Source organism: Phycisphaeraceae bacterium (assembly GCA_019454185.1).
GTDB lineage: Bacteria > Planctomycetota > Phycisphaerae > Phycisphaerales > UBA1924 > JAHBWV01.
The window spans coordinates 553,418-576,686 of record CP075368.1; the positions used below are offsets into that span (position 1 = coordinate 553,418).

The following is a 23,269-nucleotide window of genomic DNA, read 5'->3' on the forward strand; positions in this document are numbered from 1 at the left end:
AGCCCGGACCGCGCTGGTCGGGAAGTCCGTTCTGGGGTTGGATATACTCAGCGGTCCTGACGCCGAGGTAGCTCAGCTGGTTTAGAGCGCTGGATTCATAACCCGGAGGTCGGCGGTTCGAGTCCGCCCCTCGGCACTTTCGTCCCCCCTCGCAACCGATCGCAACGGCTCGCCCAAGTCCGCAAGTGACAAGGGCTTGTGCCGATGCGCGCCGGCGCGATCATCCGATCCGCTCTCGCAACCGCTCGCACGAACACGCCCCGAATCGTGCTGTGTTTGCTGTGGTTTGTGCTGGTGCTGGTGCTGTGGGTGATTCGGGCGGGCTATTGCGTCCGCGCCCACGATCGGCCCATGCGTCCCGGTCGCCCGTGCGGACTCGCGAGAGGGGGCGGGCTTGGATGAACCCGGGATCGCGTCGAGGGCTCGCGTGAGGTCATTGAGCCGGGCGTGCGAGTAACGCCCGATCACCTGTGCGGCCAAGTTGCTTGCCCAATGTGGTTCGGCGAGGCAGTCAGGAACATCCTGTCCCGAACGCGTCGATGAAGTCCAAGAAGTCCAGAATGTCGACGAAGAGGTCGTTGTTGAAGTCGGCGTTTATACCCCCGGTGCCGCACGGTCCGGGCGAGCCGTTGCAGATCCCAAACGCGTCCAGGAACATGAGCAGGTCGAGAATATCCGACGTGCAGTCATAGTTGAGATCTGCGGCACATGCCACAGGATTCCGGTAGATGATTGTCACGATCGCCTGGTTTGATGTGCCCGATGGTGTCGAGACTTGAAATGCCATTTGGTCGTAGCCGCACGCGCCGGGCAACGGCGTAAGGACGCGCGAGGCACCAGACCCACCCGTGATCGTCGCGAGCGCCGGTGGTGTGGTGATGGTGTACGCGGCCGTGGAGAGAGCGTTGGTGTAGGTTGCCGGAAGTTCGAGCACAAATGGTGCGCTCGGGTCCACAAAGCGCGTGTACGAGTACGCGGCCGGGGTCTCGTGCGTCACGTCAGGCGCAGTCGTTGACACCTGGATTTCAAGTGGCTCGCTGCTCGCGGTGGTACCGTCGTCAAACGTGGCAACAGCCCAGAGAGTCACGGGTCCCGAGCCGAGCACGCGGCCTGCGACCTCGATCGGGCCTTCGCCGACACGTGTGCCCACGATTCTTCCCTGCTGATAAAGATCGATCGAGACGGCGTCTGCGCCAATGGCATCGGTGTCGAATCGAAATGCCGTGGTCAACGAACCAGAATCCGGTGTGCTACTCAGGGAAACAGATCGCCCCGCGTTGTTGACAATCATCGATCCGACCCACCGGCCGATAGACCGGATGAGTGTTGAGTCGTAGGCCAGCACACGGACATCGTGCCAGCCGTCGGCCAGAGTGGTTGTATCAATCGTGAACGGTGTCGAAGGGGCAGATGTTGCCGCCTTGACACCGTTGATGTAGATCTCATGCATCGAGATCGATGCGCCAGGCGCGGTCGTGCTTGAAACCGGCGTGAGGATCAGTGTTCCGCTGACGGGGCCAGCCGGCGCATCGGGGATGTCAACCACGGGGATGTGTGTGAACGCGCGTGTGAGCGGATCGCCGACAAAGAGCGTCTGGAACGGCGTGCCCGCATGCGAGCGAAGGAACGCCTCACCGAGTGAGAGCCCCTGCGCGTAGACGGCATGGAAACGCGGGTGCGGGAATTTGCCTGTGTAGTTGCACGGCTCTTCGATTGCTCCGCTGGTTCCACTCGCGCCCTTCCTGATCCACTCGGACATCTTGGTCTGGCTCGCGTTATCGAAAGTCGCTGCGTAGGAAGTGAGGTGGTCTGCGAACGAGCCGGGAACGAGAGTGAGGTCCGCGCCGCCGATGTCCGCCGAGGCAAATCCGGTCATGATGCCGAGGCAATCGTGCCGACCCGATGGGAGCAGCCCATTGATCTGTGTGGCGCCATACCCATAGCCCGGCATGGCGCTGATGACCGGTGAGTAGCTCGATGCGCGTACGTTCCGTGCGGAGTCACCTGTGTTGTTCATGAAGTAGAACGTTCCGGTCGGCCTGGTGCCATCGGCCGCGACCGACCGGTCGATCATCGCAAGGATCTCTTCAACCGTGTTGCCTCGTGCGCCAGTGTATCCGAGCATGCAGCCGATGAAGTATGAGCGTGCCGCGGCGTTGGTGCTGGGGTTTCCGAACACGTACTTCGTCTGCGAGTCAAAGTACCGCCCAGCAATCGTCGTGCCGAAGTAGTGATTGGTTGCCGTGGACGCGAGAGTGCCCGTGAGGACCTCGGCAGAGTTCTGGGCGATGGTGAAGAGTCCCGACATTGAGAAGCGATTGACCGGCGCGCACATGTCGCTGAGCAGCCCCGGCGCGTTGACGAAGAAATTGTTGCCCGGCGTCACGATCACAAACTGGGTGTGCGGGCGGATCGCTCGCTGCGTAAGCTCGCCGAGAAAGCCCGGCTGGACGGTCTGGACCCAAGTCGGGTAGTTGGTCGCGTCTGGATCGAGGTAGAGAATCGAGTTCGGGGCGAATCCGCGTGCGTGCCAGTAGTAGTTGCCGACATGCAGCGAATCCGGGCTCAGCGGATCGATGACGAGCAGGGCGTTCTCGGGCGTGCCGCCCGCGTGAGAGGTTCCAGCGAGGAGCATCAGTGCAACGGCGAGTCCTGTAACGCGACGAGTCATCGGTATCGCGGGTCCTTTCACGCTTTGCCCCTGCCTCGGAGATCAGCGTCTCACCAAGATATAGCGCGGCGAGTACAAATCAAGCCGACCGAAACCCAAAGAGCGTCTGTTCAAGCAAAGCGGCCCCGGTGGGATGCCGGGGCCGCGTCGTTGAACTTGACAGACTCAGGAGTGGATCACTTGTCTTCTTCCGCGATTCCCATCCCTGCACGGTTCGGGCTCTTGGGTCGCGCGGGTGGTGCGTAGGGCTTGGTTTGGAGTTCGCTCAACATGAGGTCGATCGCACGGTCGAGTTGTGGGTCGCCGCCGTTGACCATGAGCGCGGGATCGTCGATCACTTCGATGTCGGGATCAACGCCGTGTCCCTCGATGCCCCAGGTCCCGTCGGTCTCGTAGAAGCCGAAGGTGGGCACCGAAATCGCACCGCCGTCGATCAGGCCCGGATTACCGGAAATCCCGACAAGGCCGCCCCAGGTTCTGGTGCCGATCAGCTTGCCGAGACCGACCTGCTTGAACAGGTGGGGGAACATGTCGCCGCCGGAACCGGCAAGTCCGTTGATGAGCATGCACTTGGGACCGTTGTGCGCATCGGGCGGCCAGACCCAGTCCTTTCCGTCGCGGCGTGCCCAGTAGTTCAGCGCGGGTCGGTTGAGGAGTTCAATGAATCGTGTGGGGATCTGTCCGCCTCCATTCCAGCGCTCGTCGATGATGAGTGCCTCGCGGCCGCGCTCGCCGGCGAACTGGCGGAACAACTCGTTCTGTCCATCGATACCCGTGTTGGGAACGTAGATGTAACCGATCCTTCCGCCTGATTTCTCGTGGACATACCGGCGGTTGGCATCGATCCAGGTGCGGAAACGCAGGTTCGTCTCGTCACCGATAGGCGTGACAAGGACCACCCGCTCAGTGCCATCGATGACCGGCTTGTCGCTGAGTGTGATCTGTGTGGGCCTGCCTGCCGTGCCGATGAAAGCAGCGAACGGATCACGCGTTGTGTCGATCGGCTGGCCATTGACCGCAAGCAGGAAGTCGCCGACCTTCGCATTTACGCCGAGCTGCGACAGCGGCCCACGCGCGTCGGTGTCTGCGATGCCGCCCGCATGGATCTTGGTGATCCGGTATGCCGCGGGCGAGTCGCCCGACGCAGGGACGAGCTCATAGTCAGCACCTAGCATGCCGACCGGACGCGAAGGTCCGGAAGACGAGACGTCGCCGGGGCCTGTGACGTACGCGTGGCCGACGTTCAGCTCCGAGATGAACTCGGCGATGACCCAGTTGACGTCTTCGCGTGTGACGCAATCGGCGAGCATCGATGCGTAGCGGTTACGCATCGCGTCCCAGTCCACGCCGTGGAGCGTCGGCTCGTAGAAGAAGTCACGCTGGAGTCGGTACACATCCGTGAAGATCTGGCTCCACTCCTTGCGAGGATCGATCTGCATCCAGAGGTTGTTCACGGGCGGATTCGAGGACTTGCCGCCTCCTGCCGCGGGATCCATGATGGTGATGTTCCCGCCACCCCTCCAAACGATGAGCTTCTTGCGATCCGCCGAGAGCGCGAACGACGCGGCACCGCTCGTGACAGTCTTCTCTTCCTTCGACTCGTCGGCGAGGTCGTAGATCTTGATGGACCAGGGGTCCTGTCCTCCACGACCCGGTCCGCGGGCGTAGATCAGCTTGTTGTCCTCGGTGACGGCCATCGCACCGAAGTTGCCCGAGCCGACAGGTAGCTGGATAGCGCGCTGTTCAAGACCGTCGAGCTCGATCTTGAGAGCTTCCTTCTTCTCGTCTTTCTTCTCAGCGTCCTTCGTGTCGTCGTCCTTGTCCGCCTCCTTGGAGTCTGCGGACTTTGGCGCGGCCTTCGACTCGCGGGTCATCGTGACCGGCCCGGATTGGTCGCCACCCGTCCATGTGCCGGAGAACGACTCGCCCTTCACGGTTCCTGAAATGGTGCCGGCCTCGCCGTCGGGCGTCCGGATCGAGATCGTGAGCATGCCGGAGGTCTTGTCGAATGAGCCGCCGGTGACAGGCATCGTGCCCATGGCGCTCACGATGCTGCCGCTGAGTGAACCGTCTGGATTCAGCGTCAAATTGAGCGCGAACGGGAGGTTGATCTTCTGTCCGTTCTCTCCCGGGATCTCTGCGAAACCCTGCCAAGACCCGGAGAGCCCGTCATCGGCAGCGGACTCGCCGTTGCCGGCCGACTTTCCATCCTTCTTCTCCGAATCCTTGGCGTCCTTCGCCTCGGACTTCTTGTCGAGCTTGATTGTCTCCTCGTCGCTCTTCACGGCCCACGGGTTCTTCACGTCGGTCCGGAGCGGCACGGCGAGAAGCACCTGTGTACCGGAGTAGATGAACGTCGTGTCCAGATCGCTGTAGATCGGAGCCGAGAATGTCCGAGTGGAACGCATGAAGAGCCAGTCACCCTTGGCGTCGAAGGTAGGAGCCGAGCATGAGGTCATCTCGCTCGTCACCTTGTGCTTCTCGCCCGTGACCACATTGAAGAGCCACACGCAGTTATTGCGGTTGTTCTCGTCGGAACGCTCATACGCAAGCCAGGTAGAGTCATGGGAGAAGGACTTCCAGACGGATGCCGCCCATGGATCCCGATCAATCTCGGCGGTCTCGCCCGTTGCGATGTTCGTCAGGAAGAGAGCACCTCCCTTGTCTGTGAACGCGATGTGCTTGGAATCGGGTGACCACAGTGGGCTATAGCGGAACCCGGCCCCAAGCGACGTGAGTTTGCGGGGCTCGGCAGCACCTGTCGAGTTCCCGCTCTCTGCGGCTTCGCCGTCTTTGGAGGCCTTGTCGTTCTTCGTGTCTGGAGGAGTCGCGTCAGACTGACGCAGCCAGAGCTCGTACTCGCCGGATTCGTCGGAGAAGTAGGCGATCCAACGCCCGTCGGGTGACCAGGACGGATCACGCTCGAAGATTCCGTCCGTGCGGGTGAGGTTGCGCGTCACGCCCTCCTTTGCCGGGATCGACCAGATGTCGCCTCTGGACTCGACAGCGACGCGCTTGCCGGAGTGTGAGATCGACGCACCGCGCGTCAGCCCCGAGGCGTCAACCGTGCGGTTGCGCAGCGTCGGGCGATCTCCCGGAATCGTGACCTTCACGACGGCATCCTTGCCCGTGTCCAGATCAAGCAGGCGTAACTCCGAGCCATGCTGGAAGACGATCTCGCCCTTCCCGTTCGGGCCGGGACCGATCGACGGCCATCGCACGTCGAACTCTGTGAACTTTGTCACCTGCGTGGATGCGCCCGTGCCGAGGTTGTACGACCAGATGTTGAGTCGATGCTCTGGACCTCGATCGGAGAGGAAGTAAACGACCTTTCCATCGCCGCCCGGAACCCACATCGGGATCGTGTCGGTGCCCTCCCAGTCGGTGATGCGCTTCGAGGAGTTGTCCTTGAGATTGAAGAGCCAGACATCGGTCGCCATGCCGCCCCGGTAGCGCTTCCACGTCCGCGTATCTGTGCTATGGGGCGTGTACGCCAGCCACGTGCCGTCCGGACTGATGGAGCCGAATCCTGCATACGGCACCGGAAGGTGCGTCGGAAGCCCACCCTCAGCGGGAACCTTCAGGAGCTGGGTCTGACGCGGCAGCCCCGCAAATCCATTCCCCATGAACAGCAGCGAGCCATCGGGATTCCAATCCGCGAGGTTCTCAGCACCGGGGTGATGCGTCACGCGCCGCGCCGGAGTCCCCGCAAGCGATGAGTCGAGATCGACGATGTAGAGATCCCTCCCCCCGTCGTAGTTGCCGACAAAGGCGATCGACTTGCCATCCGCGGAGAACTTCGGGAACGCCTCTTGTCCGGGTGGGTTGGCGACGGGGCTGGCAAGGCCGCCTGTGCGGGGAACGATCCAGATGTCGTTCGCATAGACAAAGCAGATATGCGACTTGCTCACATCAGGCCAACGCAGCATCGAACCAGACGGCGTGATATCCGCGGCGGCGCCCGAAGCGGCGATCGCACCGATGGCGGTGCCGGCGAGGAAGGCGATGACAGAGACTGCTCCACGAGAGTTTCGGACGATCGACACGATGGATGCTCCTTGGCTATGGACGTCCGACCTCTGGACGTCCAGCACTGAGGCGCGGCAAGCGCCCATGAGGTGACCCGATCCCGGATCCCGAGGACTCGGGGGAGAGAGTGTACCGGGTGGCAGGTACACGGATTCCGAATCCGGACTTTGTCCGGTCAATCACTGTCCTTGGTCGGCGATGTCGGGCTCGCGAGTTCCTGCTTCACCATCTCCACGACCCGGTCAAGGATGGCGTTCGGAACCGGAACCGTCAGGTTGTAGTGGGCGACTTTCCAAGTTCCGTTTCGGAGGACAGCGACACCGGAGCCCCGGCAAGGGCCCATGTTGGGCGTGTCCAGCACCTCGTCAAACCAGGCGATGGTCTCGTCGGGGGAGAGGTAGGTGTGGCGCTCGGTGACTTTGAAGGCCCAGGCTCGCCCGCGGTCGAAGTACGGCTTGGCCCAGGCGCGGAACTCGGTCGCGGTCCAGCGTTCCGTGGCGTCGGTACCCATGAAGATCGAATCGGCGTCGGCGAAGTGAGCGAAGTAGGCATCCTCATCGGCCCGCGCCGCTGCGTCGTGCCATGCGTCGAGCATCGACCCGACCTCGTTCTCGGGGGTGATCCCCGCAGCGAGGCGATCAAGACGGCGGATCGCATCGGCGATCCGATCAGGTGTGAACGACGGCAGCGCGTGGCCATCGCCTTCCACGACCTTGAGTGTGCACGCGATTCCGGCCGCTGCAAAGTCCGCAGCGAGCGGCTCCATGTCGGTTCTCCATCTCGTGTCCGTGCTTCCGACGTACATTGAGACAGGGATACTCTTCAGAGAGCCGAGCATGCGCGTGTGGGCCTCGCCCGACATCCACTCGCGAGGTGGCAGGCCCGGCATGATGAGAAGTCCTGCCACTCGCTCGGGATACTTGACAGCGAACTCGAACGCGGCCTTTGCGCCATTCTGAATGCCGACCACGACCGCTTGCTCAGTTGCAATCCCCGACACCGAAGACACGTGGTGCAAGACCTCTGCCATGGCCTCTACGCCGATCTTGGCACGCGGATCGGTCACATACGGCATGGCGATGACATACCCGTGAGCGGCCAGCGCATCGCCGAACACGCGATCCATTGTGATCCGCGCGATCGACTCGGACTGGGTTCCCGGAGGCATCACAAGAACAACGCGTGCCTGTCTGTCAGGCGGGTTGTCCGCCGGTAACGAAACAAGGTATGGGATTGTGGTCTCCGCAGGCGTCTGCGCGAATGCGGGTGCGGAGTCGCACGCAAGCAGCGCACACAGAGCAGCGGGAATGAACGGGAATCTCATCGGAGTCTCCCAATGGAGTTCAGATCAGTGGTATCCCCATGGACGATCTCGATAGGCATCGGCTGGCTCGCAGCCGGCTCCGACGAGGCCGCATCCGGCGCACCCGCCGGTCCAGAGTGTGGTGCGATCTGGTGAACCGGCTGTCTCGAAGAAGAACGGAAGACGCTTCCTCTGGATGTTCCCGATCTCGTCAAGCGTGTTCGCGTCATACAAGCGGCCGTTCACCATCGTGTACTTGACAGTCTGCGTGTTGCGGATGTCGACGAGGGGGTCCTTCTCCATCACGATGATGTCGGCGAGCTTGCCCGGCTCAATGGTGCCGAGGTGGGCATCCATGCCGATGTAGCGTGCGCCGTGGATGGTGCCGGAGCGGAGGGCCTCAAGCGGGGTCATTCCGCCTTGGACGAACATCCAGAGTTCCCACTGAGAGCAGATGCCGACGAGCTGGCCGTGGCCGCCGATCTGGACTGTGCCGCCGTTGTCGATCTGCTGCTTGGTGATGCGTGCGATGAGGAACTGGTTGTACTCCTCGGGTGGGGTCTTCTGACGCCGGCGCGAGCGCGGGTCGATGATGGATCGTGGCGTGAACGCGGCGACCTTGGGCTGTGCCCAGACATCATCGTGCTCGTACCAGTAGTACTCGCCGGAGAGGCCGCCGTAGCCGACGCCGAGCGTGGGCGTGTAACCGACCTCAGTATCCTTCCAGAATTGGAGGACATCGTTGTAGACGATCTCGACGGGGAAGGTGTGCTCTACACCTGTGTGGCCGTCGGCGACCATCGTGAGATTGTGCATGAAGGTTGAGCCGCCCTCGGGGACGACTTGCATCCCGAGTTCGTGCGCGGCCTGAATGACCTGCTGACGCTGGTCGCGCCTCGGCTGGTTGTAGCTCTTGACGCTGAAGGCGCCGACGGCCTGCATCCGCTTCAGGTGGAACAGGGCATCGTCGAGGGAGTTGATCTCGGCCTTGAAGGAGCCGGTCGCGCCATAGAGGATGGTGCCGGTGGAGAAGAGGCGGGGAGCGACGATGAGCCCGGCTTTCTGCATCTCCGACGCAGCGAAGAAGGTGCTGGTGTCGTTGGAGGGGTCATGGATGGTGGTGACACCGAAGGCGAGATTGCTGTACTGGCCCCAGTTCTGCTGCGGGATGATCTCGTTCGTGCCGAGGGGGCCATGCGCGTGGGCGTCGATAAAGCCGGGCGTGATCGTCATCCCTGTGCAATCAACCTTGAACGCCTCGCTCGGCACCGGTGTAGATGCTCGCGGACCCACGGCCTTGATGCGGCTGCCCTCCACGACGATAACGCCATCCTCGATGATCTCTTCGCCGTCATTCCGCATGGTCAGAACACGAGCGCCCACAAACGCGATCGTGCCGGTCGGCGCGTCGTGCGCAACCGTAAAGCCGATATTCGTTCCTGTCGCTGGTGGCTCGGGGAGCTTCTCAGGCGCGCCCGAAAGGAACGCGAAGCAGTCGGTCAAGGCACGAGAGAAGAGCTCCGGCCCGAGTGACCAGTGGAGCGACGCCGAGTCGGACGAGAAGTGGATGTAGGTTCCCGCCTCCTTTGTTGCCTTGGCGATCGGGAGCGCCTTGGTATCAGGGCCGATGTCGATCGTCCGTCCTGTGTCAACGAACGGCGCGATATAGACGTTGAACCTCTCGACGAAGGCGATCCACTTTCCGTCGGGTGAGACCTCGTACTCGGTGGCCCACGTGCTCTTGTAGTGCGTGCGCTCCTCCGTGCCGTCCAGCTTCATCGAGATGAGCTTGGCGTTGTCGGCTTCCTTGTCAAAGGCGTAGTCGGTGAGGAAGACACGCTCGCTGGAAGCACCGAACCGGGGGCGGGTGCCCTTCTTGGTGACCAGCACCGGGTCGCCGCCCGCAAGATCGACGCGATACACACCCGTGTCACGCGACCACAGCGGACTGGTCAGATACCCGCCCGAAACCTTGCCGAAGACGACCTGCTTGCCGTCGGGCGTGAAGACCGGATCGACGTAGTGGCCGGGCTGCTTCGATATCGTGCGGCTGGGCCCGCCTGTGATCGGTGCAATCCGGATGCTCGCCAAGTTCGAGTCATCCCAAGCGATATAGACGACGGAGCGCCCATCGCGAGAGAGCGACGGGTAATACTCGAATTCTTTGTCGCTGGTCAGACGCCTCGGCTTTCCTGTTGCCTCTCCGGACTCACCAAGATCACGCACATAGATGTGCCCGAGGGCTTGGAACACAACACACTTGCCATCGGGCGTGACCTGGGGCCAGCGGATCATCTTCGTCTCGACCTCCGCCGGCGCGGGGTCGATCGGTGAACGCACGGCCTTCGAAACGGTCCGAGTGTCCTTTACACGAAAGGGAACCACGGAGGCCTGCTTGGACGCGAGGTCGAGCTTGCGGATCTTGCCGCGTGACCAGAAGACGATCGACTTGCCGTCCGGTGTCCAGTCAAAGGCGGGATACACACCGTGGATCGCCCACGCCTCCTGCATGTCGCGTTCGAGATCGTCGTAGATCGGCGTCACCGCACCGGACTCGATGTCGTAGAGGTGCAGCACCGACTTCGCACGGACACGCTTCACAAAGGCGATGGTCTTTCCATCAGGGCTCGGCGTCGGGCGGCACGCTCCGCCCGGGCCGCCGATCAGCGTGGTCGTCTCGCCCTTCTCAAGATCGAGCCGCTGCACGGCGTAAATCTGGGCGTTCGAGTCCTTGTTGTACTCGAACGAGCCGCCGGGCGTGAGATCCTCCGAGTAATAGAGGTACTTGCCGTCGGGCGAGAAAATCGGCTCGTTGACGTCCTTCTGGTCGGTCCGCTTGGTGGTGAGCTGGAGACCGGCAGATGAGCCGCCCGAGACATGAAACATCCACATCTCGCCGGAGCCGAGCGAGCGGCGGCTTGTGAAATGCTTCCGAGCCACAATGAACTGGCCATCCGGTGACCACGCGGGGCCGTTGAAGAGCCGGTACGACTCCTTGGTGATCTGCCGCGGCGACGAGCCGTCGGCGCTCATCACCCAGATGTTGTCGCCGCCCTTGTCACCCTCGCCGGTGCGGTCAGACGTGAAGGCGATCAACTTGCCATCGGGGGAATAGCGGGGCTGCATGTCCCAGGCGAGTCCGCCTGTGAGCTTGGTCGCCTCGCCGCCCGACATGGGGATGCTGTAGATGTCGCCGAGGAGGTCGAACACGATGGTCGAGCCGTCGGGGGAGACATCGAGGGAGATCCACGTCCCCTCATCAACATCGATGGTCTGCTCGAACGTGGGGTAGGGAGGACTGTCGACGTTCCACTTTGGCTTTTCGGCGGGCTTGTCTTCCGCCTTCTCGGGCGCGGGAGCAGCGGGCTCGGCCGGTGGAGTTGTGGCCGGCGGCTGCGCGGGCTGCTGGGCAGTGGACGAGAGAGCGATCGAGACGAGAAGGACGGCGGGGGCGAGGCGGTCGAGCGACATGGAGGGCTCCGCGAAGGAATCCGAGGCGAGCCCCTGCCGGTTGAAGTCCGGCAGGGTGAGACAGGAGTTTAGGGAAGTTGGGGCGGGGAGGTTGCGGGGTGATGAATTGTCGATAGGCGAAGAGGATTCTCTGCCTCAGCCAAGTTGAGGCTAAGCGGTGATCCAGAATCGGCGCAGTCGTCGCTGGCTATCGCTAGCCAGCGGCTTGCGCCCGTGCAGATATCGACCGTTGTTGATGATGAGCACTTCGCCTTCGGACAATCGGACCTCTTCAACGTGACTCTGCGTCCGGCGTCCAATCTCCGCCTTCAACGCATCGAATGCCATGCCCGAGTGCGGATCGGCTTCGATGGGCTTGATCCAATCGGCGTAGAACAAACGATCCCCGTGGGGTGATGCGCGAACGATGGGCCAGCGCGACGCCGGAGAATCGCCCCGCACCTTCACTTCCGCGTGAACGTGGGTGAGTGCATCTCGCACGCCGCGTCCGCACGCTTCAAGTGCCGCCCAGCCGTCTATAAGTTGCTGCGAACCATCTGTGTGGTCCTGTTGCTCGCATCGCCACGCGATGAAGTCGGCTTCGGGATGATCCGTGTGGAATGGCACCGGCTCCGGGCGACAAAGGTAACTCCGCACGTCGGGTCGCAACTCCACCGCAGTCTCGCACCACGCACGCCCAAGCGAACCTACCAGCGCGCGATACTCCGCGTCCGTGGTCGGGCCGAGCCGACACAATCCGGTGCTGCGCACCGATTCGAGGATTGCGGCGTTGTTGGGGATCATGGCTGGGGTTCAGATCGCGACGGCTTCGGATTCGGCAGTCTTCTTCTTGGAACTGCAAGCGTGCCAGCAACGGCTTTGGCAGTCATGCCAACAGTTCGTCATGTTCGGATCGAACTCGCGTTCAACGTACTTCTCTCCGAACTTGCTTTCCCACAACTCCGCTGTGCGATTGAACGTCGCCTGCAACTCGGGCAACTCCGCTTCGTCGGCTCCGAACCCGCCGTCGTGGTCGAGGATGTCACCGAACAGACGCTGGCAGTCCTCGTAGTACGCACGCGGGTGCGTCATGTGAAGGTGCCACATTTCGTCGATGTCCTTCGTGGGCGCGAGCGGCTGGCCCGGATTGGCCTGGGCGAGCAACAGGAAGCGTTCGTAGCGCGCCAGTTCGCGGTGAATCTTGGCGTCGTCCCAATCCTTTGGGAAGGAAGGAGACTTCTTAGCGGCTTTGACCAGATCAACTGAAATTGCGACTTGCATCGGCAGTCCTCCACGAGGATGGTGTACACAGTGATACTCTCGATTGGAGGCGAGGTTCCATCCGCACCGGCGTGCGATCACGGGCCTCGTGGTTTCGCGCACGTGGAGAGACGACGGCTACGCATCTGTCCGTAAGTCTGGCAGACGCATTGAGTTGTGAATCGCGGCTACTACAGCATCGGCTTCAAATACCGCCCCGTATGACTCTTCGCGTTCTTCGCAACATCCTCGGGTGTGCCGGTGGCGAGGAGTGTGCCGCCGAGGTCGCCGCCTTCGGGGCCGAGGTCGATGATCCAGTCGGCGCACTTGATGACGTCGAGGTTGTGCTCGATGATGACGAGCGTGTTGCCCGCGCTCGCGAGCCGCTGGAGGACTTCGATCAGTTTCCGGATGTCCTCGAAGTGAAGGCCGGTGGTCGGCTCGTCGAGGATGTAGAGGGTGTTGCCGTAGGCGACGCCGTCGGGGTTGTTGCGGGTCGCGCCCGCCTTGCCGAGCTCGGTCGCGAGTTTCACGCGCTGCGCCTCGCCGCCGGAGAGCGTGGTCGAGGGCTGGCCGAGTTCGACGTAATCAAGTCCGACATCGTGCAGGCACTTGACACTGCGCAGCACTTTCGGGTGGTTCTCGAAGAACGCGCAGGCGTTCTCGATGGTCATGGAGAGGATGTCGGCGATGCTCTTGCCCCGGTAGAGGACCTCGAGCGTCTCGCGGTTATAGCGCTTGCCCTCGCAGACCTCGCACTGGACGTAGACATCCGGGAGGAAGTGCATCTCGATCTTTTTGAGTCCCTGGCCCTGACACGCCTCGCACCGGCCGCCCCCGGACTGGGCGGATACGTTGAAGCTGAATCGGCCGGGCTTGTAGCCGCGGATCTTGGACTCTTTCGACTGGGCGAAGATGTTGCGGATGTCGTCGAAGATGCCGGTGTAGGTGGCGGGATTCGAGCGGGGCGTGCGCCCGATGGGTGATTGATCGACCTCGACGACGCGGTCAATGTTCTGAAGGCCGGTCACCTTCGTGTGCTCACCCGGCTTGTCCTTGGAGCCGAGCAGGTGTTTCTTTGTGGCGTTCAGAAGGATGTCGTTGACGAGCGTGCTCTTGCCTGAGCCAGACACACCGGTGACGCAGATGAAACCCCCGATCGGAAACGAGACATCAATCCCCTTGAGGTTGTTGTGCCTCGCGCCCTTGATGGTGATGGACTTCTTCTCGCTGAGCTTGCGCCGGGTCGCGGGGACCTCGATGCGCCGTTTGCCGGAGAGGTACTCGCCGGTGATGGAGCCGGGGGAGCTCGCGACCTTGTCGACGGTGCCCTCGGCGACGACGCGCCCGCCGTGGACCCCGGGGCCGGGACCGATGTCGAGGACGTGATCCGCGGCACGAATCATGTCCTCATCGTGCTCGACAACGATGACCGTGTTGCCGATGTCGGCGAGGCGGCGGAGCGTGGCGATAAGCCGGTCGTTGTCGCGCTGGTGGAGGCCGATGGTCGGCTCGTCGAGGACGTAGCACGCGCCGACGAGGCCGCTGCCGACCTGGGTTGCCAGGCGGATGCGCTGTGCCTCGCCACCTGAGAGGGTGGCAGTCCGCCGGTCGAGGGAGAGGTACTCGAGACCGACGCTGGTGAGGAATCGGAGTCGGTTGTTGACTTCCTTGAGGATCGGCTCCGCGATGGTGCGCTGCTCGCTGGTGAGCTTCAGGCCGTTGATGAACTCGATGGCGTCGAGGATGTTGAGGCGCGAAAGCTCGGCGATGTTCAGCATCGTGCCGTCGTGGCGCGGGCGGCCGATCACAGACTGGCTGAAAGCGCGGGCCTTCTCCGCTTTGTGCTCAGATTCGAGCAGTACGTGCAGTGCCTCGATGCGGAGGCGGTCGCCCCAGCATGTGGGGCAGGGCTTCTGCGACATGAACGTGCCGAGGAACTCCTTAACGCCTGGGTTCTCCGTGGTGGTCCACCACTCGGCAATGTTGGGGATCACGCCGTCCCACTTGATGGGTGTCTTGCAGCCGTAGAGCAGCGCGTGCATGACCTTCGGATCGAGCGTGGACACGGGCTGCGAAAACGAGACGCCGAAGGCCTTGCAGAACTTCCTGAGCCGACGGTTGAACCAGGCGCGGACGGGGCCGTTCTTGTTCCACGCGGCGACCGCGGCATCGGCCATCGACAGTTCGCGATTGGGAATCACCAGATCGGGATCGAACTCAAGCAGGTTCCCGAGCCCGTGGCACTGGGGGCATGCGCCTTGAGGCGAGTTGAAGGAGAAGAGGCGCGGGGCGAGTTCCTCGAGCGCAATCTCAGGATGGTCCGGGTCCGCAAACTGGTTGCTGAAGGCCTGGTCGATCCACTTTGGCTTGCCGTCGGAATCGACCTCCTCGCGCGAGACGGCGACGCTGCCCTTGCTGAGCTTGAGGGCGGACTCGATGCTCTCGGCAAGACGCTGACGCCCTCCCTCCGCATCACCGAGTACGAGGCGGTCGACGACGGCCTCGATGGTGTGCTTCTCGTAGCGTCCGAGGTTGAGCGGGTTCTCGCCGCCTTCCTTGAGCGCATCGCGCAGATCGACAACGGTTCCGTTCACGCGCGCGCGGGTCCACCCCTGGCGGACGAGCGATTCGAAGACATCCTTGTGGAAGCCCTTCAGCCCTCGGACGATGGGGCTCATTATCAACAGGCGTGAGCTCGTCTTCCATCCCATGATCGCGTCGACGATCTGCGTGCTGCTGGTGGCGGAGATGCGGACACCGGAGCGTTCGGTGATATCGCCGTCCTTCTTGGTCTTCGTCGGAGCCCATGAGCGGGGTGTGCCGCACCGCGCGTAGAGCAGCCGCAGGTAATCGAAGATCTCGGTGGTTGTGGCGACGGTGGAGCGGGGGTTGCCGCTGGCGGAGCGCTGCTCGATGGCGATGGTGGGGGGGATGCCCTCGACCTCGTCAACGTCGGGCTTCTTGAGCTGTTCGAGGAACTGTCGCGCGTACGCGGAGAGCGACTCCATGTACTTGCGCTGTCCCTCGGCGAAGATGGTGTCGAAGGCGAGCGAACTTTTGCCGGAGCCGGAAAGCCCGGTGATGACGACGAGCTTGTCGCGCGGGATCTCGACCGTGATGTCCTTGAGGTTGTGCTCGCGGGCGCCGCGGACACGGATCACGCGGCTGAGTTCGCCCCGTTCCACGGTCGGGCGTAACGGAACCGGCTTGGCCTCAACAACCGCGGCCTTCGACTTCGCACCCGCTCGCTTCGCCATCGCTCCCGTGCCTCTCTCGCTTGCCACGACCGCTCTCCCTCTCTTTGATCTCGCCAGTCACCCGATCGTACTCCGCACAGGCCCGGATTCGCGGCTACCGTGATCGCCATGCCGATTCGACCCCGCAAAGTCTCTTCGCCCCACCAGATCCAGTGCATGCTCGATGAACTGGCGTACTCAGACGACGACTTCTATCGCTGCCCAAGGCGGACACTCGCAGATGCCAAGGGGCACTGTGTGGACGGCGCATTGCTCGCGTGCGCATGCCTCAGGCGGCTCGGACACGTGCCGCGTGTCGTCTGGATCTCGGCTGAGAACGACGACGGCCACCTGCTCGCCGTTTATCAGCAGAGCGGGCTCTGGGGCGCGGTCGCCAAAAGCAACTTCGTCGGCTTACGTGGCCGCGAGCCCGTCTATCGCACGCTCAGAGAGTTGGTGATGTCCTACTTCAACGATTACTTCAACACAAAGCGGTTCCGGTCGATGCGGCGCTATAGCACGCCGATCGACCTTCGCCGGTTTGATCATCTCGATTGGGAGACCTCAGACGAGCACCTCGACGAGATCATCGACAACCGGCTGGATCGCATACGGACATACCCCGTCGCCCCGGCCTCGGTTCTTCGCGGGCTGCACCTCGCCGACGAGCGGCTCTTCAAGGCGAACATGATGAACGCGAACCCCAAAGGCCTCTTTCGCCCGAAGTGAGCGTGCGCCTTTCCACTGCGTGCCGCTTCACCTGCGTGTCAGGCGTTCATGCAGTTGCCGAACCTCGTTCTCCAGCCGCGCGAGTCCTGCGTCTGCACCCGCCGCGAGCAGATCGCTCGCAGCGATCGGCTCGCCGATGAGGACACGCAGCGGCCCGCGGAACAGGCGTGGAAGGGATCGAGAGCGAGGCCAGATGTCGAATGCTCCGTCGATCGCAACCGGAAGCACGGTGCAGCCGGAGCGCTTGGCGATAAGCGTTGCGCCGCGCTTGAAGGCGTGGATGGCTCCGTCGTGTGTGCGTGAACCCTCGGGATAGATGATGACGGCGTCGCCGAGCTTCAGGCGTTCGATCACCAGCCGCATCGCGCCGAGATCGCCCTCTTCCTCTCGGAGCGGCACGGCATGAAACTTCGTGATCAGATACGCGAATCCTCGCCTCTTGAAGAGCCCCGCGCGGGCGAGGTGCGTCGCGACGCGAGGGTAGAGCGCGGTTCCGACCGCGACCGAGTCGAGGTATGACTGATGGTTGGAAACTACAAGGAGCGGCCCCGTCCGTGGCACGCGTGTGATCCCGTATCGCCGATACCCGAAAAACACCGCGAGCAGCACGTGGAGCAGAACGACCGCAATGCGGTAGTGGATCGATCGCGAGTCGTCGTGCGGCGAGTGACCCACGGCGTCAAGTTCCAAGGACGCGAGAGCGAACCTCTTGTTCGAGTCGCTGCACGACCTCTTCAAATCCAAGGCCTGTCGTGTCCACTTGTCTGGCATCCTCCGGGCATACCAGCGGACCGACAGCACGCGTGGAGTCGCTCCTGTCGCGGGCCTCGATCTCTTCTCTGAGCCGTTCGACGTCAACATCCGCGACGCCCGCCGCACGCAACTGCTCGGCACGTCGCACCGCGCGGACCTCAGGAGTCGCCCACAGAAAGAACTTCACCTCGGCGTTGGGGAAGACGACGCTTCCTTGATCGCGTCCCTCGGTCACGAGACGCGGGTGCTGGTGACCGATGATCCTCTGCTTGATCACCATGTGCTCACGGAGCTCGCGGATCGCCGAGACCGGGGAGACATGCTCCGTCACATCGGCATCGCGGATCCGGTGATCGATCGGCTTGTCCCACGCCAGAATCATCGGCGGGTCTTCGTTCCAGTCAAAGTGGAGATCGGCCGTCATCACCAACGCGACGAGCTGCTCGGCCTGACCGATCGTGAGCCCGCGGTCGAGCATGATCGCGGTCGCCGCCCTGTACATCGCGCCGGTGTCGAGAAAGTCCAGACCAAGCCGGTGAGCCAACTCGCGGGAGACCGAGGACTTCCCGGTACCCGCAGGTCCATCCACCGTCACGATGATGGGTCGTTCCTGTGGAATCACGCAGACTCGCCTGGGTCTCAGGAGCCCAACGCCGATCGTGCTCGACGATGCCCCGTTTGTCACTCTTCCTCCCGTTGGACGGAAGCCGCACAACGCTCGATCAGCACACGGCTGCGGAGCACTCCCAGTGTAGCGTCCCCCTCGCCCCTGTAGTCAATCGCGAGGGAACCGTCGTACCCGACTGCCATCATCGATTTCAGCAGCGGCTCTATCTGGTAGGGCGAGTGCTCGACTCCCGCATCCGGGTCGATCTCGTGTCCCGCGGGTTCGGTGGACTTCTCTTGGTTGGTCACAAAGGTCTGCGTGACCGCGATCGCCGCAGAGGCGTACGGCGTCAGCCGTTTCATGAACAAGGCCGGATCCGCTGCCGCCGCAGCGCTCGCAAAGTCCGGGCATGCACCGACCCGGAATCCACCAACCCGCTTGATAAGTGCCGTCAGACCCTCTGGTGCCTGAGTCAGCCCTGTATGGCTGTGAAGCATGATCGACACTTCCAGCCGCTCCGCAAGGTCCGAGGCCGATTTGAGCCGGTCCACCGCCCGGTTCATGCTGTCATCGCCGGCTTTCGATGCCACCTTGATCACAACCGAAGAGCAGCCGAGGGCGGCACCCGCCTTGAGCACTCTCGCCAGGCGTTCAAGGCCAGCCAGCGCCTCCGCCTCGGAGACCGCTCCGAGCGGAAGCGCACCGTCCTCAACAATGGAGAGCAGCGCACACCCCGCCCGATCAGACTGCTCCCGGAGCCGCCCCAGTTCTTCACGGCTAAGGCCCCGAAGCATGGTGGTGGGGATCATCAGCCCGTTCAGCCCCAGTGTCTGGCGCGTGAAACTGGGCAACTCCGTGAGCGCGAGATGCTGCGGACCTTTCGGGCCTGCGAGCATCGATCGCAACGAATTCGCGTGAAGCGTGAGGAGCATGCACGGGCAATGTATCGCCCCAAACGGATCCCCGCTACCTCGCTCGATCGAAGTTTCGACGCCATCTGCCTACAAAGACGGCCGGGCCCGAGGGCACCGGCCGTCCGGAGGGGAGAAAGCTGGTCGAGAATAGTCCGCTTCGAACGAACTAGATTCTCAGTCTACCGAAGATATCGCGCCAGCGTCAAGCGAAGCCCCTGGGATTGAGCAGATTGCCCATCGGCTGCGAGATGTGGTGAACCGATCGTTCGCGATTGCTGCCATGCCGGTCCCTTGCCACCATCGAGCCGCTGCTTAGCATCTGCCACCCCCAGGAAGCGGGCCGCGCCCACGCGGTCGCTGATCTTGGCACACGGAGCGCTATCCATGTCCACCCCGTCAGATCGCGTGTATTCCGAGAGCCACGAGTGGTTCAAGACAGAGGGTGACGTGGTGACCGTCGGAATCACCCGTTTCGCTGTTGATGCGTTGACCGATGTCACGTACGCACAGATGAAAGCCCAAGGCACTCAGGTAAAGCCCGGGGACTCGCTCGGTGAGATCGAATCGGTCAAGACAACCAGTGACGTCTATTCGCTTGTGGGTGGCACCATCGAAGCGGTAAACGGAGCCGTCGCTGACGATCCCTCCATTCTCAACAGCGACCCTTACGAAAGGGGATGGCTCCTGAAGATCCGTGCCTCGGACACGTCTGGGCTTGCCAAGGCGATGGACGCCGCGACATACGACGCGAAGCACGGCCACTGAATTCGGCACCGTTGCCGAAACCGTCGCGATCGATATTCCGAAGGAGTTACCGCCGTCGGGTGGGCCTTCCCTGCCGAGGCAGGACGGGTCCAGCATGATCGAGTGTGTCGATGTTCACAAGAGTTATCGGCTTGCGCATGGCGAAGTCGCGGCCCTGCGGGGCATCGATCTCAGCATCAACGAGCCGGGCTTCTACGCGATCATGGGGCATTCCGGGTCCGGCAAGTCCACCCTCCTTCATCTGCTGGCCGCACTCGACCGCCCGGATCGTGGGACAATCACCGTCGGAAACTGCCGGACACACGAACTCCGCCACAAAGAAGCGACCGAGTTTCGTCGTCGTGGCGTCGGGATCATCTTCCAGCAGTTCAACCTGATCCCAACACTCACTGCAACGGAAAACGTCGAACTCCCCGGCATGCTCGCGGGCGAGGAGCCCGCGTGGCTTCGCTCCCGCGCAGCGGAGCTCCTCGGTGATCTCGGCCTTGCGGATCGTGCGGATCACAGGCCGGAGGCGCTCTCCGGCGGCGAGCAGCAGCGAGTGGCGATCGCCAGATCCCTGCTCTTCTCACCCCCGGTCGTTCTGGCTGATGAGCCGACCGGAGCGCTCGACAGCGCGAACGCCGAGAAGTTGTGGCGGCTCCTCGGCCGGATCGCGTCAGAGAAGCAGGTCATTGTGGTCATGGTGACGCACGAACCGACCGCAGCAGCCCATTGCAGACGGACCTGGGTACTGCGAGATGGACGCGTCGTGGGACACATCGAATCGGAGGGGCTTGATGCGACCGGCGTTGCGGCTCGCTATCAACAACTTGTGGGGGCGTAAGCCCCACGCGTTGCTGCTTATCGCGGCCGTGTCGCTCTCCTGCGCCCTGGTCGTGACGGTCGCATCCCTTATCAGCTCTGTGAACGCATCGGTCCGCCTTCGCATGGAGAGCACGATCGGTTCCGCCGATCTCCGGCTCGAATCGTCATCGTCAAACGGACTCATCGACGCAGCATGGCTCCGGCAGGCCGTCGAATGGCCCGAGACGCTCCGCGCGACACCCGCGCTCGAACGCACCCTCGTACTGCGTGCCGTGCTGCAGGAACTCGTACCGGATGCAGATGGCATACATCGTAAGAAGGACCGCCTGATACTGGTTACCGCGGCAACCACGGGCCTCACCCCTGAGCGAGCAGCAGGCATGAAACTGCTCGCGGGCCGCATGCCGGAAGCTCCGGACGAGGTCGTGCTCGACGCGTTGCTCGCCGAGCGATTCTCAATCCGCGGTGAGTCGCTCAGGACCAGCACCGCGAATCGGGGAATCGCGCGGCTTGGCCCTCCGAAGCCGGGCGAGGCCAGGCCGACTCTGCCGGAAACGATCGCTGATGCTGAACTCGCGGCACGTCTGAACGCCGGCCAGCGAGTCCTGCTCGGTGACACGGTCGTCGTGACGCGACTGCTCAGGCCCTCGATGCCGCTCCGTGTCGTAGGGATCGCGCCACAGCCACCGCTCGGCGGGCGTCCACAGGCGTATCTGCTGCTCTCATCACTCGCGTCGCTTTCTGATGCCGAGGGGAAGCTCTCAAGGGTGGATATCGAACTGAGGCCCGGGCTTGATCCCGAGTCCACCGTCGATGCTCGGAGGCAGTCTCTGCCGGAATCGATTCTGCTCCAGACAACCGCAAAGGTGACCTCAGGTCTCGATGAGAACCTGCGTTCGAGCGAACTCGGACTCGTGCTCGCGATCGTCCTCTCAACGCTCGCCGCGTCGTTCATCATTCTGACAGGCCTGACAACCGATGTCGCCAGACGCCAACGTGAGCTTGCGGTGCTGCGATGCATTGGTGCCTCGCGCGGACAATTAGCAGGTGCTCAGGTGTGGGCCGGTGCGATTGTCGGTTCGATCGGGGCCGTCGTCGGGCTTGGCCTGGGTCTCCTCATCGCGTGGGCCGTCGCGACAATTCGTGCCGACGCGCTCGGCGCGGGGCTTCATGTGCCTCCGCTTGGTGTGACGCTCGGGGTCGCAGGAGCGTTCTCTTCCGGCCTGATCGGCGCGGCATGGCCCGCTTGGAGGACCTCCAGGGTCTCGCCACTCGAGGGAATGACGCTGCGTGCTCGCCCAGTGAGCCGCGGCGCGGGACGCGGTGTTGCGATCGCCGCCACGGTGATGATTGTCTTCGGGTTCCTCGTCGTGAGCGTGCCCACTGACGGACAGGTGATCTTCTGGGCTTACGCCACGTGCGGCCTGCCGCTCGTCTTCATCGGATACTTCCTGCTCGGCACGCCGGTTGTCCTGCTCGTGTCGCGGGCAACGTCGGGGCTGTTCTCTCGAGCCGCGGGGTTGCCGCGGGGTCTGCTCGCAAAGTCGATCGCCGCGACTCCCTTTCGCAACGGCTTCACGGCGGGCGCGCTGATGACCGGTGTGAGCATCATGACGGTGATCTGGACCAATGGCGGCGCGGTCATGCGCGACTGGCTGGACAAGCTCGAGTTCCCCGACGCGTTCGTTTCGGGTGTGGCTCTGCCGGAAGAGGCAGAGGAGCGTTTACGCCAGTTGCCATGCGTCGCGGAGACCTGTGCCATCGGCCTGCAGTTCGTAGACACCGACGCGTTCGGCGTGCGAGCGCTCCAGTCGTACAAGACATCGTTCATCGCGTTCGAGCCGGAGCCGTTCTTCCGAATGGCGAAACTGACCTGGATCGAAGGGTCCCTCGAGACCGCGCTCCCCAGACTCCAGCAGGGCGGTGCGGTGATTGTGGCTCGTGAGTTTCTGGTCGCGCAGGGAATGGGTGTCGGAGACACCTTCACCTGCGCCGTCGGCGACGAGTCTCATGTCTTCGAGATCGTCGGCGTGGTGACCTCCCCGGGGCTCGAGGTCGTCAGCAAGTTCTTCAACATCTCCGAAGACTACACGAATCAGGCGCTCCACGCGGTCTTCGGCACACGAGCCGACATGAAGCGGCTGTTCAACAACGACAGTGTCCAACTCATCCAGATCGACCTGCGGCCCGAATGGGACGACGAGTCCGCGATGGACATGATCCGCGAGGCGCTCGCCGACATCCCCATCCTCGACGCCGGCTCGGGACGTCGCATCCGTGAGGAGATTCGAACATACGTGCTCAGCGGCATCACGATCATGACCGCCGTTGCCCTTTTCGCCATGATCATTTGTTCACTCGGTGTTGCCAACCTGGTGATCGCGTCGATCGAGATCCGGAAGTTTGAGTTCGGGATTCTCAGGGCAGTCGGGGCGCAACGCGGGCTCTTGGTACGCCTCGTGCTGGCCGAGGTCATCACCATCGCCGTGGCAGGCGCAATCATCGGCACGGTGCTCGGACTTCAGGCCGCATGGTCCGAACAGAAGCTCATGCGCCTGCTGCTGGGCCTGGGCGTTGAGTTCCGGCCCTCGCTGCCGGCGATCGCGGGTGCCTGGGGGATGCTGATCGTAACATGCGTCATCGCATCGGCGCCGGCTGTCAGGCGTCTCGGCAAGCGAGAGCCGCGCGAACTGCTGGCCGCGGCGCGTGGGTAGGAAGACCCGCTGCGGCACATACGATCAC

At 63.0% G+C, this 23,269-nt stretch carries 14 protein-coding genes and 1 tRNA gene; 5 read left to right on the forward strand and 10 right to left on the reverse strand.

What is annotated here, in order from left to right; translation table 11 throughout:
• Positions 1–61: 61 nt before the first annotated feature.
• A tRNA-Met gene (locus KF838_02260) sits at positions 62–136 on the forward strand.
• Positions 137–511: 375 nt separating this feature from the next.
• Here the strand turns inward: KF838_02260 and KF838_02265 are convergent.
• From KF838_02265 to uvrA, 7 genes are all read right to left on the reverse strand, one after another.
• Positions 512–2,671 carry a TIGR03790 family protein gene (locus tag KF838_02265; GenBank protein QYK48686.1) on the reverse strand — a complete coding sequence of 720 codons (2,160 nt, stop codon included), beginning with the start codon at positions 2,669–2,671 and terminating at the stop codon, positions 512–514.
• A 176-nt stretch (positions 2,672–2,847) separates the two neighbouring features.
• Positions 2,848–6,717 (reverse strand): PD40 domain-containing protein, encoded by a 3,870-nt coding sequence (locus tag KF838_02270; protein ID QYK48687.1) that lies wholly within the window; start codon positions 6,715–6,717, stop codon positions 2,848–2,850.
• A 158-nt stretch (positions 6,718–6,875) separates the two neighbouring features.
• On the reverse strand, positions 6,876–8,024 hold the full coding sequence (locus KF838_02275; protein ID QYK48688.1) for a nuclear transport factor 2 family protein: 1,149 nt from the start codon (positions 8,022–8,024) through the stop codon (positions 6,876–6,878).
• 24 nt (positions 8,025–8,048) lie between these two features.
• On the reverse strand, positions 8,049–11,474 hold the full coding sequence (locus tag KF838_02280; GenBank protein ID QYK48689.1) for a PD40 domain-containing protein: 3,426 nt from the start codon (positions 11,472–11,474) through the stop codon (positions 8,049–8,051).
• 150 nt (positions 11,475–11,624) lie between these two features.
• Complete coding sequence (locus tag KF838_02285) at positions 11,625–12,257, reverse strand: TauD/TfdA family dioxygenase (protein QYK48690.1); 633 nt, start codon at positions 12,255–12,257, stop codon at positions 11,625–11,627.
• A 9-nt stretch (positions 12,258–12,266) separates the two neighbouring features.
• On the reverse strand, positions 12,267–12,734 hold the full coding sequence (locus KF838_02290) for a glycine-rich domain-containing protein-like (protein ID QYK48691.1): 468 nt from the start codon (positions 12,732–12,734) through the stop codon (positions 12,267–12,269).
• 170 nt (positions 12,735–12,904) lie between these two features.
• Positions 12,905–15,973 (reverse strand): excinuclease ABC subunit UvrA, encoded by a 3,069-nt coding sequence (gene uvrA / locus KF838_02295; protein QYK49806.1) that lies wholly within the window; start codon positions 15,971–15,973, stop codon positions 12,905–12,907.
• A gap of 108 nt (positions 15,974–16,081) precedes the next feature.
• Between uvrA and KF838_02300 the strand changes: the two genes are divergently transcribed.
• Complete coding sequence (locus KF838_02300; protein ID QYK48692.1) at positions 16,082–16,681, forward strand: hypothetical protein; 600 nt, start codon at positions 16,082–16,084, stop codon at positions 16,679–16,681.
• Positions 16,682–16,708: 27 nt separating this feature from the next.
• Here the strand turns inward: KF838_02300 and KF838_02305 are convergent, their stop codons facing one another.
• From KF838_02305 to KF838_02315, 3 genes are read right to left on the reverse strand one after another with little or no spacing between them, the layout of a single operon-like run.
• Positions 16,709–17,371: a 1-acyl-sn-glycerol-3-phosphate acyltransferase gene (locus KF838_02305; protein ID QYK48693.1), complete on the reverse strand. Its 663-nt coding sequence runs from the start codon at positions 17,369–17,371 to the stop codon at positions 16,709–16,711.
• Positions 17,361–18,056, reverse strand: coding sequence for a (d)CMP kinase (cmk, locus tag KF838_02310; protein QYK48694.1), 696 nt, complete (start codon positions 18,054–18,056; stop codon positions 17,361–17,363). Before cmk ends, KF838_02305 begins: the two co-directional genes overlap by 11 nt.
• A gap of 59 nt (positions 18,057–18,115) precedes the next feature.
• Positions 18,116–18,973, reverse strand: a complete 858-nt coding sequence (locus tag KF838_02315; GenBank protein ID QYK48695.1) for a TIM barrel protein — start codon at positions 18,971–18,973, stop codon at positions 18,116–18,118.
• A 366-nt stretch (positions 18,974–19,339) separates the two neighbouring features.
• Here KF838_02315 and gcvH point away from each other — a divergent pair, with 366 nt between their 5' ends.
• The 3 genes from gcvH (at position 19,340) to KF838_02330 (ending at position 23,241) form a co-directional block, all read left to right on the forward strand.
• On the forward strand, positions 19,340–19,720 hold the full coding sequence (gene gcvH, locus KF838_02320) for a glycine cleavage system protein GcvH (GenBank protein ID QYK48696.1): 381 nt from the start codon (positions 19,340–19,342) through the stop codon (positions 19,718–19,720).
• A 94-nt stretch (positions 19,721–19,814) separates the two neighbouring features.
• The gene (locus KF838_02325) at positions 19,815–20,546 is read left to right on the forward strand and encodes an ABC transporter ATP-binding protein (GenBank protein QYK48697.1); all 732 of its coding nucleotides are present in this window, start codon (positions 19,815–19,817) and stop codon (positions 20,544–20,546) included.
• Positions 20,500–23,241 carry an FtsX-like permease family protein gene (locus KF838_02330; protein ID QYK48698.1) on the forward strand — a complete coding sequence of 914 codons (2,742 nt, stop codon included), beginning with the start codon at positions 20,500–20,502 and terminating at the stop codon, positions 23,239–23,241. The genes KF838_02325 and KF838_02330 overlap by 47 nt, the downstream gene beginning before the upstream one ends.
• Positions 23,242–23,269: the final 28 nt, after the last annotated feature.

Excerpts from the sequence above, each read along its gene's own strand:
- KF838_02285 (QYK48690.1), bottom strand. The coding sequence starts at position 12,257 with ATGATCCCCAACAACGCCGCAATCCTCGAATCGGTGCGCAGCACCGGA.
- KF838_02325 (QYK48697.1), top strand. The coding sequence starts at position 19,815 with ATGATCGAGTGTGTCGATGTTCACAAGAGTTATCGGCTTGCGCATGGC.
- gcvH (QYK48696.1), top strand. The coding sequence starts at position 19,340 with ATGTCCACCCCGTCAGATCGCGTGTATTCCGAGAGCCACGAGTGGTTC.
- KF838_02330 (QYK48698.1), top strand. The coding sequence starts at position 20,500 with ATGCGACCGGCGTTGCGGCTCGCTATCAACAACTTGTGGGGGCGTAAG.
- KF838_02290 (QYK48691.1), bottom strand. The coding sequence starts at position 12,734 with ATGCAAGTCGCAATTTCAGTTGATCTGGTCAAAGCCGCTAAGAAGTCT.
- KF838_02280 (QYK48689.1), bottom strand. The coding sequence starts at position 11,474 with ATGTCGCTCGACCGCCTCGCCCCCGCCGTCCTTCTCGTCTCGATCGCT.
- KF838_02315 (QYK48695.1), bottom strand. The coding sequence starts at position 18,973 with ATGCTCCTCACGCTTCACGCGAATTCGTTGCGATCGATGCTCGCAGGC.
- uvrA (QYK49806.1), bottom strand. The coding sequence starts at position 15,973 with ATGGCGAAGCGAGCGGGTGCGAAGTCGAAGGCCGCGGTTGTTGAGGCC.
- KF838_02275 (QYK48688.1), bottom strand. The coding sequence starts at position 8,024 with ATGAGATTCCCGTTCATTCCCGCTGCTCTGTGTGCGCTGCTTGCGTGC.
- KF838_02300 (QYK48692.1), top strand. The coding sequence starts at position 16,082 with ATGCCGATTCGACCCCGCAAAGTCTCTTCGCCCCACCAGATCCAGTGC.
- KF838_02265 (QYK48686.1), bottom strand. The coding sequence starts at position 2,671 with ATGACTCGTCGCGTTACAGGACTCGCCGTTGCACTGATGCTCCTCGCT.